This window comes from Shimia litoralis, from assembly GCF_005518135.1.
Taxonomy (GTDB): Bacteria; Pseudomonadota; Alphaproteobacteria; order Rhodobacterales; family Rhodobacteraceae; genus Shimia_E; species Shimia_E litoralis.
Window position 1 is genome coordinate 171458 of sequence record NZ_SULI01000004.1, and the last position, 16884, is coordinate 188341.

A 16884-nucleotide genomic window follows, 5' to 3' on the forward strand; every position below is an offset into this window, starting at 1 on the left:
CTATTTCCGAAACACTACCCTTTTGGACGGGGGGGCGACGTGGTCAAAAGCGACATGCATACGCCCGTATGCGTTAGGAATTCTGTTTCCTTTGAACCTCACCCCTCATTGTATCCATGCGCAACCTGTGAGCAAACTATGGATCACTGGAACGTGTCACGAGGCGCTACAATGCTCTGGTTTTCCATTGCCACCATATCACCTGTTCTTTTTCTAGCGATGGCTGGCACCGTTGGGGGCCTCTGGTGTGCTGTGGCGTTGATCTATCTAACCGGGTTTACCTATTTCATGGATCGCATCGTGCACGGGACCGTGGCACGTCGGGCTGCGTCGGGTGAATTTCCTGTCGGCGAGGAGCTCGCCATTTTTCTGGGCCTGTCCCATCTGGTTTTACTGTGCATTGCTCTTTATGCGCTGGCAGGCCCCAGTGGTTTGAGCTGGACCGAGCGCGTCGCGTGCTTCTTTGCATTTGGCTTGTTCTTTGGACAGGTCAGCAATGCCAACGCGCACGAGTTGATCCACAAACAGGCGAAATGGCCGCGCCGACTTGGCAAAGCCGTCTATATATCGTTGCTATTTGGGCATCATGCCTCGGCACATCCCAAAGTTCATCATGTTTGGGTTGCGACTCCGATGGACCCAAATAGCCCCGCAAAAGGCCAGAACTTTTATCAGTTTTGGATGCGTGCTTGGGTCGGATCATTTTGCAAAGGCTGGATGGCCGAAACACGTCTGCGCGCGCGCAAGACCACACCGCCGCATTTCTGGAGCCACCCCTATGTGACGTATATCGCCGGAGGCCTGTGTGTCGCGTATTTGACCCATGCCGTCATGGGCCTTGGCGGTTTAGTTGCACTGGTGTTGCTCACCGGATATGCCCAAATGCAATTGCTGATCTCTGATTATGTTCAGCACTATGGCCTTGCACGCGAACGCGGTGCGGACGGCCGATTTGGACCAGTCTCTGCACAACACAGCTGGAACGCACCCCAATTCTTTTCAAGCGCCCTTATGCTGAACGCGCCCCGACATTCAGACCATCACATGCATCCGCTCAAGACATATCCGTCTCTGGATCTTGATCCGACAGAGATGCCCACGTTGCCCCGTTCCCTGCCCGTTATGGGGCTTTTGGCGCTTTGGCCACAAAAATGGCGCGCAGTGATGGACCCGAAATTGGCAGCTTTGCGCCAATCACACACCATCCCCTAGATTCACGTCCCATGCTGGGCCAACATCCCTGCATGAAAACACTCTGTACGCTTTTGATCTGCCTTGGTCTGCCTGCATTGGCCGAAACACCTATGACCGGACCGCAATTCGACGCATATACGCAGGGCAAGACCTTGTTTTATGGCAATAACGGTCAGCACTATGGGGCCGAAGAATATCTATCGAACCGAGGTGTCCGCTGGTCTTTTCTGGATGGTAAATGCAAAGAGGGCTATTGGTATCCAGATCATCAGAGCATTTGCTTTGTGTATGAAGACAACCCTGCCCCGCAATGCTGGAAGTTCTTTTTGAGAGGCGGCAAGTTGCTGGCCGAGTTCACCTCAGACAGCACCGCAACCAACTTGTACGAAGTGGATCATGGCGACACGCAAATGCTCTGCCTTGGACCCGAAGTCGGGGTCTAGGCCACATGACCACGGCGATGCCCTGCCCTAAAAAAGGCTGCCTTGGTCGGGTTTATCCTGTGGTTTTGCTGGTTTCTTGACAGGAGACTTCCCCCCAAGCTTGATCCGTTTGTCCGCAAATTGAATTTCAATCTCGGATGCCTTCTTGGCCGAAACGGAATCGGTCACGACTTTATTATCGCCCCAAACAACTGCGTACCCACGATCAAGCGTGGCTTGATACCCAAGCGTGGTACGCATCCGTTCCAGATGCTCAAGTTTATCTGAGAGTGTGCGCACCTGTCGCTGCCCGGTATCTGACAGCCGCCGAGACAGGGCCTCGAGCTTGTCGCGCCGACGCAGATTTTCACGCACCAAGGTCGCGGCGCTCAAACGGTCTGCACGACGTCCCAATGCTTGACGCTTGGTGTCGATCATACGTGTCAAGGTCGATGCCCGCAGCGACCCGCTTGACTGGCTCAGCGCCACCTTGCGGGTTTGCACACCCGCAATAAGCGCCTGTGGCAACCGGTTTGCGATGTGATCCAGACGTTGCGACGGAGTTTGCAGCAAACTGTCAGCACGGGGCAAGGCACGCGCCACATCCTGAAGGCGCTGACCCCGACGCGTCACCCCATCACCCATGGCCCGCGTCAGCCGCGCACCCTGTTCATCGACCCACCCCATCAGGTCAAGCCGGACAGGAACCGCCATTTCAGCAGCCGCTGTCGGCGTGGGGGCACGCCGATCCGAGACAAAATCAATAAGCGTGGTATCGGTTTCGTGACCAACTGCCGAAATCAACGGGATGTCAGACGCCGCCGCCGCGCGGGCGACAATTTCTTCGTTAAATCCCCAGAGGTCCTCGATACTGCCGCCACCACGCGCCACGATCAACAAATCAGGGCGCGGCATGGCACCGCCAACCGACAGTTTGTTAAACCCTTCGATGGCGCGGGCCACTTGTGGGGCACATTGGTCGCCTTGCACAGCGACTGGCCAAATCAACACCTTGCGCGGAAAGCGATCCCGCAACCGGTGCAAAATATCGCGAATGACAGCACCGCTGGGCGAGGTCACAACCCCGATGACCTCTGGCAAATACGGCAGCGGGGCCTTGCGGCTTTGGTCAAACAATCCTTCTGCGGCCAGCAGCTTCTTGCGTTTTTCGAGCATGGCCATCAGGGCGCCTTCGCCCGCAACGGTCACATCATCCACATTCAGTTGATATTTGGATTGGGATCCAAATGTGGTCAGCTTGCCGGTCACGATCACTTCCATACCCTCTTCGGGCATGACAGACAGACGTGACACCTGCCCCTTCCAACTGACGGCGGCGATCACCGACCGATCATCTTTGACATCAAAATACAAATGCCCCGAACGGGCCAACATGGTGCGGCCCACTTCGCCCCGCACGCGGACACGCCCAAAGGCACCTTCGATGGTGCGTTTGAGCGCGCTCGAAATTTCGGTGACGCTAAATTCGGGGGCATTTTCGCCCTCGGCTGGAGAATCGATGAGGTCGGACATTTGGCCTCGCTTGTGCAACTGCTCGGCACAGCTTAGAACGCCCAAAGACGAAGGCCAAGCAGAAGGGGCATCCCATGAACATTCTTATTCTCGGCAGCGGTGGACGCGAGCATGCGCTGGCATGGGCAGTGATGCAAAACCCGAAATGCGACAAGCTGATCGTCGCCCCCGGAAACGCCGGTATTGCCCAGATCGCCGATTGTGCAAGCTTTGACATCGACAACGGCACCGCGGTGGTAAACTTTGTCGAAGAAAACGCCATCGACTTTGTGATCATCGGCCCAGAAGCCCCTTTGGCCAACGGGGTTGCGGATCGCCTGCGTGATGCGGGTGTTCTGGTCTTTGGCCCCTCAGAGGCCGCCGCACGTCTGGAAGCCTCCAAGAGCTTTACCAAAGAAATCTGTGATGCAGCTAACGCTCCTACAGCGGCCTATGGTCACTTTACCGATGCGGATGCGGCCAAAGCGCATATCCGCAAAAACGGCGCGCCAATCGTGGTCAAGGCGGATGGGCTGGCCGCAGGCAAAGGCGTGATCGTCGCCATGGACGAAGCCACAGCCCTTGAGGCCATTGATGACATGTTTGGCGGTGCATTTGGCGGCGCGGGCGCAGAGGTCGTGATCGAGGAATTCATGGAGGGCGAGGAAGCGTCGTTCTTTATTCTGTGTGATGGTAAAACCGCATTGCCGGTTGGGACAGCCCAAGACCACAAACGTGTGGGCGAAGGTGATACCGGCCCAAATACTGGCGGCATGGGCGCCTATTCTCCGGCTCCGGTTCTGACGGATGACATTGCGCAAAAAGCGCTTGATCAGATTGTCCAACCCACCATCGATGAAATGGCCAAACGCGGCACCCCATACCAAGGTGTTCTGTATGTGGGATTGATGATCAAAGACGGTCAGCCGCGTCTGGTCGAATACAACGTACGCTTTGGCGACCCTGAATGTCAGGTTCTGATGATGCGCCTAGGTGCACAAGCGCTTGATCTGCTGCAAGCCGCCGCCGAAGAACGATTGGCTGATACGCAGGTGAACTGGGGGGATGACCACGCCATTACCGTTGTCATGGCCGCAAATGGCTATCCCGGGTCGTATGAAAAGGGAACTGTCATCAAGGGCCTAGGGGATATTCCGCAGGACAGTAAAAACATGGTATTTCATGCGGGCACCACGGCCAAAGACGGGATGATTACCGCAACTGGTGGACGTGTTCTGAATGTGACGGCGCGCGGCTCCAGCCTAAAGGACGCCCGTGATCGCGCCTATGCCATGGTGGATCAAATCGACTGGCCAGAAGGGTTCTATCGGTCTGACATCGGGTGGCGTGCTCTCTAAACCAAAACCCGGCCTGCGCTCGGCTCAGGGCTGCTCTTGCTTCGAGGTGAGAGCAGCATAACGCTCGTTGGCATGCAACGCTGCTGAATCGCAGATTGCGCCCTGTGGCAAGCGCGGCAATCACATGTGCCAGGTTTGCATGCACCAACATGGTCAAACAAATTGCGCACTGGCCAGACACGGTCTATCGTACAGGAAATCAACAGATTTTCGAGGCCACACCATCTCTGACTTACCCTCAATTGACGCAGCCTATCAGGACCGCGACTTTGCGAATTTGGCATTCGCCTATGCACCCATTGGCTTGGTAGTGACTGAAAGCAGAGTTATCAGAGACTGCAACCCAACCTTTGCGGCAATGTTTGGATATGAACGCGAAGAATTGCAGGATCACACGTTTGCGACCCTATATCCAACACAGGAAGAATTCGCGAACATCCGACACCGTGGCATCCAAGAATTACGCGAGACCAACCAGTATTGGGATGAACGCGTGATGATGCGCAACGGGGGCGATCTGTTTTGGTGTCGGGTTCGGGGGCATTCCTTTACGCCCGAAGACCCTTTGACACGCGCAGTCTGGAGCTTTGCCGACCTCAGTGACTCGCGCCCCTATCACCCTTTGACACGGCGAGAGCGCGAAGTGTTTTCATTGATGGGGGAAGGCCTGACCAGCAAGGAAATCGCGATCAAGCTCCAGATGTCCAATCGCACAGTGGAGGTCCACCGCGCGAACCTGCTCAAAAAATTCGGTGCCAGCAATACCGCAGGCTTGTTTCAGTCGCTTGGCGCCATCGGCAGCAACCATATCGCATCAACCAGCACCAACCGATAACAATCTGGGCATTTGTATTCTTGCGATTGCACTGTAACCTTGGGGCACTGACACGATGCTCGGAGGCTTAATGCGTATTCTTTCCCGCCTGCTCGCTCTGGTTTTGACATGCTGGATCGCCGTTCCAAGCTTTGCTGCCGATATTCGAATTTTGCCACAGAACCCCTATGATGACGGGCGGTTACGGCTTTTGAACCTGAATCCGGCCTATATTGGCGCGGACGGTATGATTCAGAGATATGGCCCGCCCCCGAACTTGGATGTGCTGACCGAAAAATGGCGTTGGGCCTTTGATGGAGGGCTATCGGGTGACGGTGCGCACACCTATGAAACGCTTCATATGCCCGCCGCATTCGGAAGTCTGCGCGCGGGGCGCGTCGTGCATGTGTCGGGGCAGATCGCCAAAGGGGATGCGGATCGTCTCGCGGCACTGGTGCGTGATGCCGGGCTTTCAAACTGTTTGTCGGCTGGATACTGCCCCTTTACCAATGTCATTTCACTGGATTCGCCTGGCGGAAATTTTGCAGAGGCGCTCCGCATGGCGGAACTGGTCCGCGCCGAGAACTTTGTGACCGTTCTTGGTGGAAACACGCGGTGTGAAAGTGCTTGTGCTCTGGTCTTTCTGGCAGGTCTCACAACATACGAAGGATTTTTCTTTCCCCGTCGTTTCGCGCATATCACCGCGCAACTTGGCGTGCACCAACCTGCTCTCACCTTACCGGAAAGAACATATTCGGCATCAGAGGTGAACACGATCCTTGCTCTTCTGTCGACATCAACCAATCGGGTCACGCAACTGTTCTTGCAATCGGGTGTCTCGATTGGCCTGCTGGATGCGATGTATGCAACGCCCGCAAACGCGATGCACCGATTGGGCCCAATCGAGATGGCCGGCGAGCATATTCACCTGATTGCAAAGGCTAAGGACACGCAATCCGATCTGGTTGGCGCGCTTTCGGCAACGCGCGGGGCCGCGTTGGCCTATTGTGGTCAACAATTTCGCGCGATGCATAAGACCTCGAGCATGGATATCATCCACAACCTTCAAGTTGACGTGAACAGCTTTATCACCTTTGAAGCAGGTCGGAATTTTGCCTGTATGGGCATTCGCCAACCCGACAACACTTGGAACACACACGTCTGTGGTCCGACCTATTGCGGGCTATCTGGATATGGGCAGGTGTCCTTCATGCAAAAGCCCACAACGCTGAAATACTATGACCAGATGGACTCGATCGCAGTGGGCATAGATAACACTGAACTGGGCATCGCGATCAAGGATTTCGCCCATCGCGGGGCGCTGTTGGCCTACGTGCGCGAGTTCGCAAAAGACGATTACTGGCATTTTGCGCCGGTACCATTAACCGCCGCGCAAATCACGACCCCTGCGGAATATTGCGGGGTTCTGGATGACGCAAACCCAGAACTTGTACGCCAAGTTCAGGCAAAGTTGAACGCGCTGGGGATCAACGTAGGGCGGCCCGACGGTTCTCCGGGCGGCAATACCCGCAAAGGAATAATGCGCGCCCATGAACAGCTGCTCGGTCAAAGCAACTCTGAGGGGCGGATCACGCCAAACTTGCTGGTTGTCTTGGGTATATCACGAGATGCCCAAGAGCGATTCCGCTTTTGCGCGTCGACGTATACGCACTAATTTGCTGTTCGGATTATTCGCTTGGACAGGCCAATGCTGTCACCAGACTCGCGCGGCCACGATACGCGCCAATGTCACGACTGTGAGTGCGTGTGCCATCAAATGATGTGGCCATGATCCGGCTCCAATCACGATTGACCGTGATCATCTCAATCTTGGCCTCACACGCGCGAAGCCCCCCTGAAATATAGTCTTGCCCAATTTTGTGATTGGTCAGCCCTTGCTGATCCCAAAGATGCACAAGCGCCCCGCCCTGAAAACGCCAGACCCTAAGCGTGCGCGCGAGGTGTGGGCGGTCTATATACGCAAGCTCGATCTGGCCATCTCCATCCAAATCCGCTGCTCCGATGGGCGCAAGCCATCTGTGCGTACGTCCGATAAACGGTGTCGCTGCAATCAACCCTTGTGCACCATAAACCGAAAGGCGTGCGCCTTTTGAAAGATCGGTCTCAATCGCGATCACCTCTGGGGCACCATCTCCGTCAACATCGGCTAATCGGGGTGCCACATCCTCAAAGACACGCGTGTCGGGCAAGCGAATGCGCACGGTGCGCCCGTCACCCAACTTTAGAACCAAGCTTTCAAACTCGATTGCGTCTCCAAGAATGCCGTGATCGTATCGCGTCGTGGGGTCTGCATAGGTTGCGGACATGATTTCGGCATTTGCCACAGCCCCCAAGGCCATAACAGCCAGCCACGCGCTCAAGACGTGCCGCACGCGGCGCGCGTGTGTTTTCAGGGCGCGCACACCGAGACGCCGCGCCCCGTTCCACATCAGATTTGCTTTTCAGGCATTTGCACGACCAGGCCGTCCAACGCATCCGTCACCTTGATCTGACATGTCAGGCGCGAACGTGCGGCATCAGGTTCAAAGGCAAAGTCCAGCATGTCTTCTTCCATGTCGTCTTTGGCGGGAACTTTCTCGACCCAATCCGGGTGAAGATACACATGGCATGTCGAACATGCACAGGCACCGCCACAATCCGCCTCAATGCCCGGAATATTGTTATCACGAGCCCCTTCCATAACGGTCAGGCCATTGGCGACATCTACAACGTGCTCGGTACCGTTGTGTTCGACATAAGTAATTTTAGGCATGTCTGCGCACTTTCCTTGCAAGAATTTCCCCACATCTAATCTTGCTCTGCGCCACCTTCCAGCCCCTTTTGTACTTTGCCACTGAATTCCTTGTGATCTGCGTCCATGTCGACCCAATTCGGTTTGGCTCCTCAAGAGGACGCGGCCAATTTCCACCTCTGGTCCCGACGCCTTTGGACCTGCCCAATTTACCATTTGGCGCATCACGGGCCAACGCCACAACATTTCCTCACGCATTACGCTTTTGAGATGAGACAAAAACAGCTAAGAAGACCTAAACACCCCGCACGAGGGCGCCAAAGGCTAGAGCATGACACTTCGTTTCCCCACCCTGCCAGTATTGGCCTTCGGGCTCGTGGCGGCCTGCGATCAGGCAAGCGGTATTGCGCCTGATCTTGGGGCTTTGGGGGAACCGGATGTCGTGCGCACGCAGGCTGCAGCGCCTCCGGGGGCGGCGACAGGTTGATCCTGCAATCATCGAAACCGTAACCGAACAAGTCATTATTCAACCCGCCGAAGTACAGGCGGACGGCACAGTTATCAGCCAGGCCATCTACCGTAGCGAAACCCAGCAACGCATCGTCAAGGAACGGCGTGAAACATGGTTTGAAACGCCCTGCCAAGATGTCTGGACCGAAGAATTCACGGCATCGGTGCAACGTGCTCTCAAAGCGCGCGGCCATTTCTATGGACCTATTTCGGGGCAAATGGACAAACGTACGCGGGCCGCAATCCGTCGATTTCAAGAACCACAAGGCCTGAACAGTTCAATCTTGACCTTGGAAGCTGCGCGTCAGTTGGGGCTGGTGGCCGTAGAGCGCGATCCTGCGTAACCCACATCAGTTGTGCGACGCTGTCAGGGAAACAAGGGGCACACAACTGCGCCCCTTGTTGTTTTCATTTGGTTACTCTTGGATATTCAGGGCCACGAAACGGGGCTCGCCCGCACGGCGCACCAAAAGCAGCAAAGATTTGCGCCCTGCCTCTTTGGCTTCTGATATCCGATCCTCAAGATCAGCCACGGACGTGAGCTTTTGCTGGCTTGCCTCTGTCAAGACATCCCCCGCGCGCAGCCCTTTTTCATAGGCCGCCGACATTTCGTCGACGTCTTTAACCACCAGACCGCTCATATTGCTGTCGATGCCAAGTTCGCCGCGCAACGCATCGGTCAAGGGACCCACAGTCAAGCCAAGGATCATCTTGTCAGCCTGCTTTTCCACCGGTGCCTCGGAAGATCCATTGTTTCCAGCGGTCCCCTCAGCAGCCTCGCGGCGACCCAGCGTTACCTTTAGGGTTTGCGTCTTGCCATCGCGCAACACAGTCACTCGCACGGTGCTGCCAACCTCGGTATTTCCGACCACGCGCACCAAACCGCGCACATCAGAAACGTTTTGACCATCAAAGCTTAGGATCACATCGCCAGCCAGCATCCCAGCTTCGAGCGCAGGTCCCTCGGGCACATCCGTGATCATAGCACCTTCGGCTGTTTCCAACCCTTCGATCGCATCCACCATGTCCTCGGACACGTTCTGAATGCGGACGCCCAACCAACCACGACGCGTTTCGCCATATTCTTTCAGCTGATCTACAACCTTCGTCACGACGTTGGATGCCATTGAAAAGCCGATGCCGATTGACCCGCCATTTGGCGACAGAATCGCGGTGTTTACCCCTACGACATCCCCATCCATGTTGAACAACGGCCCACCAGAGTTCCCGCGATTGATTGCGGCATCGGTCTGGATATAGTCATCATAGCTTCCCGAAAGCGCGCGATTACGGGCGGACACGATTCCAGACGATACCGAGAACCCTTGCCCAAGAGGGTTCCCCATCGCCAGAACCCAGTCGCCGACACGGGCTGTGTCACTGTCGCCAAAGCTCACAAAAGAAAGCGGCTTGTCAGACTCAACTTTGAGAAGCGCAATATCGGTATTGGCGTCTTTGCCCACCACTTTTGCCGGAAGTTCTTCGCCAGAAAAGAATTCAATCAGGATTTCATCGGCACCATCAATAACGTGGTTATTTGTAACGACATATCCATCTTCTGAGATCACAAAGCCAGAGCCCAACGCGGACGTGCGCCGTGGTTTGTCGCCATCGCCTTGCCGGTTCTGAAATTCATTGAAAAAATCTTCAAAAGGACTGCCTTCTGGGACAATGCCTTGCGGGCCAGTGCGGCCTGCCACGACGGTGGACGTCGTGATATTGACAACGGCCGGGCTGATCTTCTCGGCCAAATCAGCAAAACTATCTGGACGGGCTTGCGCGACAAGGGCCTGCGCGAGCACCAACACAAATGCCAGAGCTGAAATCCAAATGAGTCGCATCTGCGCCATGTGCTGGCGCCCTATTGCGATTGCCTGAGTGTTCACTCCCAAATCTCCTGTATTGATACGGGGTGATGCCCCACACAAACGGGGCACCATGCTGGTCTCTAATGTAATGCAGGTTGGGCTATGTGCAACTCACCGTCCCTCTCACGCAGACAATTAGATGTGAAACCCCCGTTACCACCACGTGCAACGACGTTTTCCATCCTGTTATATCACGCGCCTGAATTTAGGCCCCGAGAGATTTCGCCATCCAAACCAGAACGACACCCAATGCCATTGCCACAAGGCCCATCGTGCGGCGTTGGCTCTCTGGAAGCGCACGCAGTGCTTCCAACAGATCCTCGACAAGCGAAGGGGCCAGTGCATACACCAGCCCCTCGATGATCAGCACAAGGCCGATCGCTAATAGTGCGATGCCAATCATTGATCAGGCAAAGCAGTTTTCAGATAGTTAAAGAAATCACCATCAGGCGACATGACCATTGTGGTGTTGTTCTCGTTCAGAGCACCACGATAGGCATTCAGGGTCCGATAGAACTCAAAGAACTCCTGATCGGCGCCATAAGCTGTGGCAAAAATTGCGTTCCGCTTTGCGTCCGCTTCACCACGCGCGATTTCTGATTCCCGCTTGGCATCAGAGACCAATTCAACCACGGTCCGATCAGCCTGCGCCCGCACACGTTGCGCGGCTTCTTCACCACGCGCGATTTCATCTGCGGCTTCGCGTTCACGCTCGGCGCGCATCCGCGAGAAGGTGGCTTCGAGGTTGGCTTGCGGCAAGTCGGTACGCTTAAGACGCACGTCAATCACTTCAAGGCCAAGACCACGTGCTTCGGAAATTGCGGCATTCCGAATACGCAGCATCAACGTGGCACGATCAGACGACAAGATATCGTTTGAGGACACAGAACCAAGAACTTCACGGGTTTGCGCCCGCAAAATGTTGTCCAAACGACGCTCGGCCAATTCGATACCGCCAGTACCTACGGCTTGGCGGAACTGTTTGACATCGGCAATCCGATACCGTGCGAACGCGTCCACAACCAAACGACGGTCATCAAGCGGGGTAATTTCCAAAGGTCCCACTTCACGGCTCAGGATACGGTCGTCATAGGCGACAACTTCTTGAATAAGTGGAATTTTGAACGCCAATCCGGGATCTTCTTTGACTGTGACAACGCGGCCGAACTGAAGCACGAGCGCCTTCTCACGTTCGTCCACGATGAACACCGACGACAAAGCGGCTGCGACCAGAATGACGAGGATCGGCAAAAGATAGGTTGTTTTCCGCATCACTTGTCTCCCTTACGCAGTTCATTCAAAGGCAGATACGGCACAACGCCCTGATTGCCTTCGGTGTCATCCAGAATGACCTTGTCTACGCGGCCAAGGACCTCTTCCATGGTTTCCAGATACAAACGTTTCCGCGTAACCTCTGGCGCCTTCTGGTATTCTCCAAGAACAGCTGTAAAGCGGCTGGCTTCACCTTCGGCTTCGTTCACGACTTGTGCACGGTAAGCTTCTGCTTCTTCAAGAATCTGTGCGGCTTCACCACGTGCCCCCGCAAGTTTGCGGTTTGCATAGGCGTCTGCTTGTTTCTCAAGACGGTCACGCTCTTGCGAGGCAGATTGTACCTCGCGGAAGCTGTCTTTTACGGGCTCGGGGGGATCGGCACCGTCAAAGTTGACCCGCACAATGTTCACGCCCGAATCATAGCTATCAAGGGTGGACTGGATCAACTCCTCGAGACGGTCCGCGATGATCCCACGGTCTCTGTTCAGGATTGGCGCCAGCTCGGACTGCGCGATAATTTCGCGCATCGCGGATTCAGACACCGCTTGAATCGTTTGTTTGGGATCACGCAAGTTAAACAGGAACTGAGCTGGATCAGAGATGTTCCACACGACCTGAAAGTCGATGTCGACGATATTTTCGTCACCCGTCAGCATCAAACCTTCGGTTGCTCGGCCCGACGACGGGATGTCTTCGGTTTGCTCGCGCGTTACCGGTACAATTTCCGCCGTGACCAAAGGCCAAGGCGCAAAGTTCAGACCAGGTAGGCCCGTAGATTTGTATTCTCCAAGGAACAATTCTACCGACTGTTCTTCTGGGCGCACGGTATAGAAACTTGCCAAACCCCAAAGAACGACTGCGGCAGCGGTTCCCAACAGAACTGTCCCCTTAGACAGTCCGCCACCAGAAGGACGCCGCCCTCCGGATTGACCACCGCCAGCGCCATTGCTGCCGTTGCCACCACGACCGCCCATCAGGACGCGCAGTTGATCTTGGCCTTTTTTCATCAGCTCATCGATATCTGGAATCTGCGGACCATCATCTTTGGGATCACGGCCACCGCCGCCACCGCCATTGTTGTTGCCGCGATTGTCACCGCCGCCTTGATTTCCACCGCCACCCCAAGGGCCGCCATTGTTACCTGACATAAAGGTGTATCCCCTTCCGTTGTTCCCATGCGCAGCCTCATACCTGTGGCGCGCAAGGGGAAAATTCAACCCGTTCTTACGGGAGTCTTCATTGTTACCAATTCTTCCGACATGGTCGGATGCACGGCTACGGTGCGATCAAAGTCTTCTTTCGTTGCACCCATTTTTACCGCGATACCTGCCAGCTGGATCATTTCGCCTGCGCCGGGCGCCACGATATGACACCCCAATACCTTGCGTGTCTTCTGGCTGACGACCAATTTCATCAGGACCCGCTCGCTGCGCCCTGCAAAGCTTTGTTGCATCGGCTTAAAGCTGGTCGCATAGACCTCGATCGGCTCTTGCTCGCGCGCGGCTTCTTCTGACAGACCGACGGTCCCCATCTCGGGTTGGGTGAAAATGGCTGTCGGAATAAGCGTGTGATCCGGCTTGGTCGGGTTGCCTTTGATGACCGTTTCGACAAACGCCATACCTTCACGGATCGCAACAGGTGTCAGGTTTACGCGATCCGTAATATCGCCCACGGCGTACACCGAGGGTACAGCCGTTTGACTATAGTCATCGACAATCACTTCGCCTTTGCGTCCACGCGCGACACCCAAAGCCTCTAGGCCCAGATCATCCGCATTCGCAACGCGGCCCGTTGCAAACATCACGTGATCAAACAGCGTTTCGTCGCCGTTGGTGGCAACCACACGGATTTGGTCACCCTCTTTGTGCATTCTGACAATGTTGGTGCCCAAATGAAGATTGATCCCCTTTTGGCACATCTCGTCACTGACCAAGCCACGTGCCTCGTCATCAAATCCACGCAGGATTTGTGCCCCGCGATAATACTGTGTGACCTCAACACCTAGGCCATTCAAGATGCCTGCAAACTCGCTGGCGATATACCCCCCACCAACGATCAGAATATTCTTTGGCATTTTCTCGAGATGGAAAATGTCGTTTGACGTGATGCCAAGTTCAGCACCCGGCATATCAAGCTTCACCGGACGGCCGCCTGTTGCCAGCAAGATGTGCTTGGCAGTTTTTTGCGTGCCATCGGCCAATTCAACCGTATGCGCGTCGGCCAGTTTGGCGCGTTGGTCAAATGTGTCGACACCATTGTTTTTCAGGATACCGCGATACACGTTCTCCAAGCGATCCAGCTCTGCATAGAGCTTGCCGCGAAAGACATTCCAGTCAAACTTTCCGGGCTTGATATCCCACCCATACGCTTGGGCATCTTCGACCATGTCGGCGTATTCGCTGGCAAACACCATGAGTTTTTTGGGCACGCATCCGCGGATCACGCAGGTGCCGCCATATCGGTCTTCTTCAGCCAGCGCGACTTTGGCGCCTTCTTGAGCAGCCACCCGTGCGGCCCGAACGCCACCGGATCCACCACCGATGACAAACAGATCATAATCAAAAGCCATGTTTCGTCCTTAGTCTACCAGATCAGTGAAGAGATTATCCGGCTCGGCAAAGTCGAGCATACTCTCTTCGATTGTTCCGGCATTTATGTCTCGCACTTCGACACGTCCATCCCCATAGCCGATCACAACTACGTCACAGATATCAACGAACAGGCCGTTTTCAACCACACCGGGCATCTGGTTCAAAACCATCGACAACTGACGCGCATCGCCAATTCGATTAAGATGCAGATCAAGAATATGGTTGCCTTCGTCGGTCACAAACGGGCTTTGGCCATTCATACGCAGGGTCGATGTACGTCCTAGAACATCCATGCTGACCAGCGTTTCTTCGATCAAGGCCTGCGTGGTTTGCCACCCAAACGGGATCACTTCTACGGGCAGAGGGAACGCGCCAAGTGTTTCAACCTCTTTGCCGATATCGGCGATCACCACCATCTGGTCACTGGCGGTCGCAACGATCTTTTCTTGCAACAGCGCCCCACCGCCCCCTTTGATAAGGTTCATGTTGCCGTCGAATTCGTCTGCGCCGTCAATGGTCAAATCCAACCACTTGGCCGAATCCAGACTGATCACTTCGATTCCGACTTCGCGTGCCAACTCGGCTGTGCGCGTCGATGTGGGGACACCCTTGATACGCAACCCCTCGTCACGCACCATTTCCCCGAGACACCGCACCAACCACGCGGCAGTAGACCCGGTTCCAAGCCCGACACGCATGCCATCCTCGACGTACTCGGCGGCCTTCTTGGCTGCGACGAATTTGGCTTTGTCTATGGGTGACAATTCTCCGGTCATGGCGCGACTCCCCTGTTCGTGTTGCCAGAGTTATAGGAAAGAAGCGTTCGGGGGGCTATGGGGAAATCACGCAAAACCGTCTTAACTAGCGCCGCTTAAGGGTGGAAACCGCCCTCTGCATCAATTGAACCAGCTGAAATTGTTCATTTTCATCCAAATCAGACAAGGCATGCATGTTCTGATCGTATGCTGCTTTTTGGGCCGGCACGCGCAGCTTCTTGGCCCTTTCGGTCAAACGGATGATCTTGACGCGCTTATCCTCATCACTCGGGTTGCGCGTCACCAACTCATCACGCTCCATCCGAGACAGCGTATTCGCCATTGTCGCTTGCTCGACATCCAACCCCACAACAAGCTCGGCTTGGGTCTGCCCATCACGGTCCCACAGCTCAAGCAGCACCATGAATTGGGCGGGCGCCAAACCAAGAGGTTTAAGGCGTCGTTGCAGCCCGACCGCCATCAGTCGCGCGAAATGGTTGGCCAGATATCCGGCCGAGTGCATTTTTGTAAAACTCATGTGCACAAATGTGCAATTGCATAGCCAGCTATTCAATCGCATTTTACATAGCATGCTATTCAATAGGAGAGACCACATGAAACTCAAGATACACGCCCTTTCAGGCGGCATTGCCTTACTGACAATTTCGACCTTTTGGATCAGCACAGTGCTGAGTGAACTCTTTGCGAGTCACGCCACCATCGCGAGCGTTAAAACCGGTGTTCTTTTCGGGATGATCGTTCTTATTCCAGCGATGACAACTGCGGGTGCAACTGGTGCTGCGCTTGGTAAAGGATGGAAGTTGCCGCAAGTTGGTCGTAAATCCAAGAGAATGCAAATTATCGCCGCCAATGGTCTCTTGATCCTACTACCCAGTGCGATTTTCTTAGCTCTACGTGCCAGAGCTGACCAATTTGATGCCCTGTTCTATTCAGTACAAGCTCTGGAACTTGTTGCAGGCGCAACCAATATCACGCTGCTAACACGCAACATGAAGGATGGCCTTGCTTTGCGAGCGCGAAAGCTATCACGAACCTAGGCCCTGCGCGTTTCCGATAGGAAACGTCGTTTTAGGCCGACCAGTTGCAAAACAAGGCCAGTAATATGCCTTTATGACTGAAATTTTGCGCCTTCATTATGCCCCTGACAATGCCTCGCTGATCGTGCGGCTGGCCCTCGAAGAATTGGGGCTGCAATACGAAACCGTGCTGGTAGATCGCTCGACCCGCGCCCAAAATAGCCCTGCCTATCTGGCCATTAATCCGGCAGGGCTTATTCCCGCGCTGGAAACGCCAGACGGTCCACTGTTTGAAACAGGGGCGATCCTGCTTTGGCTGTCTGATCGCTTTGGCGGATTGGCCTCACCTGTGGGATCTTGCGACCGTGGGGCATTTCTCAAGTGGCTGTTTTATATGTCCAACACAGTTCACCCGAACCTGCGCATGTCTTTTTATCCTGACAAATATGTTGGCGAAGATACCACATGCCAAGCTGCCCTGCGCACACAAGTGCAAGCGAATCTGGGCAAAAGCCTTTCGCTCTTTGAGAGCCTCGCCGCAGAAAACCACAGTTGGTTTTCAACTCAGGCCCCGTCGTCTCTCACGTTGTATCTGGCGGCCATCCTACGCTGGATGGCGCTGTATCCGCAGGGGCAAACCGATTGGTTCGACCTTACGGACTGGCCAAATCTGTCTGCGATCGCCCGTAATCTGGAAACGCGTGACAGCGTTGCCGCGCTCTGTGCCGCCGAAGGCATGGAACCGGCCCCGTTCACCCGACCTACTGCCCCAAATCCGCCCGAAGGAGTGGCTCTGTAG

At 55.1% G+C, this 16884-nt stretch carries 19 protein-coding genes; 9 read left to right on the top strand and 10 right to left on the bottom strand.

From position 1 onward, the window contains the following. The first annotated feature begins 171 nt into the window (after positions 1-171). Together FAP39_RS05765 and FAP39_RS05770 are read left to right on the top strand one after the other, a co-directional pair. Complete coding sequence (locus FAP39_RS05765; RefSeq protein ID WP_138015438.1) at positions 172-1212, top strand: alkane 1-monooxygenase; 1041 nt, start codon at positions 172-174, stop codon at positions 1210-1212. Between the two features lie 32 nt (positions 1213-1244). Further along, the gene (locus FAP39_RS05770; protein WP_138015439.1) at positions 1245-1637 is read left to right on the top strand and encodes a hypothetical protein; all 393 of its coding nucleotides are present in this window, start codon (positions 1245-1247) and stop codon (positions 1635-1637) included. A 27-nt stretch (positions 1638-1664) separates the two neighbouring features. Here FAP39_RS05770 and xseA read toward each other — a convergent pair whose 3' ends face one another. Beyond that, positions 1665-3149, bottom strand: a complete 1485-nt coding sequence (xseA, locus tag FAP39_RS05775; protein ID WP_138015440.1) for an exodeoxyribonuclease VII large subunit — start codon at positions 3147-3149, stop codon at positions 1665-1667. A 74-nt stretch (positions 3150-3223) separates the two neighbouring features. Between xseA and purD the strand changes: the two genes are divergently transcribed. The 3 genes from purD to FAP39_RS05790 all read left to right on the top strand — a co-directional run bounded on the left by purD (position 3224) and on the right by FAP39_RS05790 (position 6975). After that, positions 3224-4486 (top strand): phosphoribosylamine--glycine ligase, encoded by a 1263-nt coding sequence (gene purD / locus FAP39_RS05780; RefSeq protein ID WP_138015441.1) that lies wholly within the window; start codon positions 3224-3226, stop codon positions 4484-4486. A gap of 223 nt (positions 4487-4709) precedes the next feature. Further along, complete coding sequence (locus FAP39_RS05785; RefSeq protein ID WP_246058966.1) at positions 4710-5321, top strand: helix-turn-helix transcriptional regulator; 612 nt, start codon at positions 4710-4712, stop codon at positions 5319-5321. Between the two features lie 70 nt (positions 5322-5391). After that, positions 5392-6975, top strand: coding sequence for a hypothetical protein (locus tag FAP39_RS05790; protein ID WP_138015443.1), 1584 nt, complete (start codon positions 5392-5394; stop codon positions 6973-6975). Positions 6976-6988: 13 nt separating this feature from the next. On the opposite strand, the gene FAP39_RS05795 is transcribed toward FAP39_RS05790, so the two are convergent. Next, positions 6989-7750: an FG-GAP repeat domain-containing protein gene (locus tag FAP39_RS05795; RefSeq protein WP_246058957.1), complete on the bottom strand. Its 762-nt coding sequence runs from the start codon at positions 7748-7750 to the stop codon at positions 6989-6991. Beyond that, entirely contained in the window at positions 7750-8073 is a 324-nt protein-coding gene (locus tag FAP39_RS05800; protein ID WP_138015444.1) for a 2Fe-2S iron-sulfur cluster-binding protein, read from the bottom strand. The genes FAP39_RS05795 and FAP39_RS05800 overlap by 1 nt, the downstream gene beginning before the upstream one ends. Positions 8074-8383: 310 nt before the next feature. Here FAP39_RS05800 and FAP39_RS17750 point away from each other — a divergent pair, with 310 nt between their 5' ends. Both FAP39_RS17750 and FAP39_RS05805 read left to right on the top strand, forming a co-directional pair. After that, the gene (locus FAP39_RS17750) at positions 8384-8539 is read left to right on the top strand and encodes a hypothetical protein (protein WP_246058959.1); all 156 of its coding nucleotides are present in this window, start codon (positions 8384-8386) and stop codon (positions 8537-8539) included. Beyond that, entirely contained in the window at positions 8490-8906 is a 417-nt protein-coding gene (locus tag FAP39_RS05805) for a peptidoglycan-binding domain-containing protein (RefSeq protein WP_246058961.1), read from the top strand. The genes FAP39_RS17750 and FAP39_RS05805 overlap by 50 nt, the downstream gene beginning before the upstream one ends. Positions 8907-8978: 72 nt before the next feature. Here FAP39_RS05805 and FAP39_RS05810 read toward each other — a convergent pair whose 3' ends face one another. From FAP39_RS05810 to FAP39_RS05840, 7 genes are all read right to left on the bottom strand, one after another. Then, a complete protein-coding gene (locus FAP39_RS05810; protein WP_246058968.1) occupies positions 8979-10412 on the bottom strand; it encodes a Do family serine endopeptidase in 1434 nt (477 codons plus the stop codon). 223 nt (positions 10413-10635) lie between these two features. Beyond that, entirely contained in the window at positions 10636-10833 is a 198-nt protein-coding gene (locus tag FAP39_RS05815; RefSeq protein ID WP_171006784.1) for a DUF2065 domain-containing protein, read from the bottom strand. Beyond that, positions 10830-11702: a protease modulator HflC gene (gene hflC, locus FAP39_RS05820; protein ID WP_138015446.1), complete on the bottom strand. Its 873-nt coding sequence runs from the start codon at positions 11700-11702 to the stop codon at positions 10830-10832. The genes FAP39_RS05815 and hflC overlap by 4 nt, the downstream gene beginning before the upstream one ends. After that, positions 11702-12850, bottom strand: a complete 1149-nt coding sequence (hflK, locus tag FAP39_RS05825) for an FtsH protease activity modulator HflK (protein ID WP_138015447.1) — start codon at positions 12848-12850, stop codon at positions 11702-11704. The genes hflC and hflK overlap by 1 nt, the downstream gene beginning before the upstream one ends. A gap of 65 nt (positions 12851-12915) precedes the next feature. Beyond that, the gene (gene gor / locus FAP39_RS05830) at positions 12916-14271 is read right to left on the bottom strand and encodes a glutathione-disulfide reductase (RefSeq protein WP_138015448.1); all 1356 of its coding nucleotides are present in this window, start codon (positions 14269-14271) and stop codon (positions 12916-12918) included. A gap of 9 nt (positions 14272-14280) precedes the next feature. After that, positions 14281-15069, bottom strand: coding sequence for a ribose-5-phosphate isomerase RpiA (gene rpiA, locus FAP39_RS05835; protein WP_138015449.1), 789 nt, complete (start codon positions 15067-15069; stop codon positions 14281-14283). Positions 15070-15154: 85 nt separating this feature from the next. Next, positions 15155-15586, bottom strand: coding sequence for a MarR family winged helix-turn-helix transcriptional regulator (locus tag FAP39_RS05840; protein ID WP_138015450.1), 432 nt, complete (start codon positions 15584-15586; stop codon positions 15155-15157). Between the two features lie 76 nt (positions 15587-15662). On the opposite strand from FAP39_RS05840, the gene FAP39_RS05845 reads away from it, so the two are divergent. Both FAP39_RS05845 and FAP39_RS05850 read left to right on the top strand, forming a co-directional pair. Beyond that, positions 15663-16106, top strand: coding sequence for a hypothetical protein (locus FAP39_RS05845; protein WP_138015451.1), 444 nt, complete (start codon positions 15663-15665; stop codon positions 16104-16106). A 73-nt stretch (positions 16107-16179) separates the two neighbouring features. Next, positions 16180-16884: a glutathione S-transferase family protein gene (locus FAP39_RS05850; protein WP_138015452.1), complete on the top strand. Its 705-nt coding sequence runs from the start codon at positions 16180-16182 to the stop codon at positions 16882-16884.

Excerpts from the sequence above, each read along its gene's own strand:
- FAP39_RS05765 (WP_138015438.1), top strand. The coding sequence starts at position 172 with ATGCTCTGGTTTTCCATTGCCACCATATCACCTGTTCTTTTTCTAGCG.
- FAP39_RS05770 (WP_138015439.1), top strand. The coding sequence starts at position 1,245 with ATGAAAACACTCTGTACGCTTTTGATCTGCCTTGGTCTGCCTGCATTG.
- xseA (WP_138015440.1), bottom strand. The coding sequence starts at position 3,149 with ATGTCCGACCTCATCGATTCTCCAGCCGAGGGCGAAAATGCCCCCGAA.
- purD (WP_138015441.1), top strand. The coding sequence starts at position 3,224 with ATGAACATTCTTATTCTCGGCAGCGGTGGACGCGAGCATGCGCTGGCA.
- FAP39_RS05790 (WP_138015443.1), top strand. The coding sequence starts at position 5,392 with ATGCGTATTCTTTCCCGCCTGCTCGCTCTGGTTTTGACATGCTGGATC.
- FAP39_RS05795 (WP_246058957.1), bottom strand. The coding sequence starts at position 7,750 with ATGTGGAACGGGGCGCGGCGTCTCGGTGTGCGCGCCCTGAAAACACAC.
- FAP39_RS05800 (WP_138015444.1), bottom strand. The coding sequence starts at position 8,073 with ATGCCTAAAATTACTTATGTCGAACACAACGGTACCGAGCACGTTGTA.
- FAP39_RS17750 (WP_246058959.1), top strand. The coding sequence starts at position 8,384 with ATGACACTTCGTTTCCCCACCCTGCCAGTATTGGCCTTCGGGCTCGTG.
- FAP39_RS05805 (WP_246058961.1), top strand. The coding sequence starts at position 8,490 with ATGTCGTGCGCACGCAGGCTGCAGCGCCTCCGGGGGCGGCGACAGGTT.
- FAP39_RS05810 (WP_246058968.1), bottom strand. The coding sequence starts at position 10,412 with ATGGCGCAGATGCGACTCATTTGGATTTCAGCTCTGGCATTTGTGTTG.
- FAP39_RS05815 (WP_171006784.1), bottom strand. The coding sequence starts at position 10,833 with ATGATTGGCATCGCACTATTAGCGATCGGCCTTGTGCTGATCATCGAG.
- hflC (WP_138015446.1), bottom strand. The coding sequence starts at position 11,702 with ATGCGGAAAACAACCTATCTTTTGCCGATCCTCGTCATTCTGGTCGCA.
- hflK (WP_138015447.1), bottom strand. The coding sequence starts at position 12,850 with ATGTCAGGTAACAATGGCGGCCCTTGGGGTGGCGGTGGAAATCAAGGC.
- gor (WP_138015448.1), bottom strand. The coding sequence starts at position 14,271 with ATGGCTTTTGATTATGATCTGTTTGTCATCGGTGGTGGATCCGGTGGC.
- rpiA (WP_138015449.1), bottom strand. The coding sequence starts at position 15,069 with ATGACCGGAGAATTGTCACCCATAGACAAAGCCAAATTCGTCGCAGCC.
- FAP39_RS05840 (WP_138015450.1), bottom strand. The coding sequence starts at position 15,586 with ATGAGTTTTACAAAAATGCACTCGGCCGGATATCTGGCCAACCATTTC.
- FAP39_RS05845 (WP_138015451.1), top strand. The coding sequence starts at position 15,663 with ATGAAACTCAAGATACACGCCCTTTCAGGCGGCATTGCCTTACTGACA.
- FAP39_RS05850 (WP_138015452.1), top strand. The coding sequence starts at position 16,180 with ATGACTGAAATTTTGCGCCTTCATTATGCCCCTGACAATGCCTCGCTG.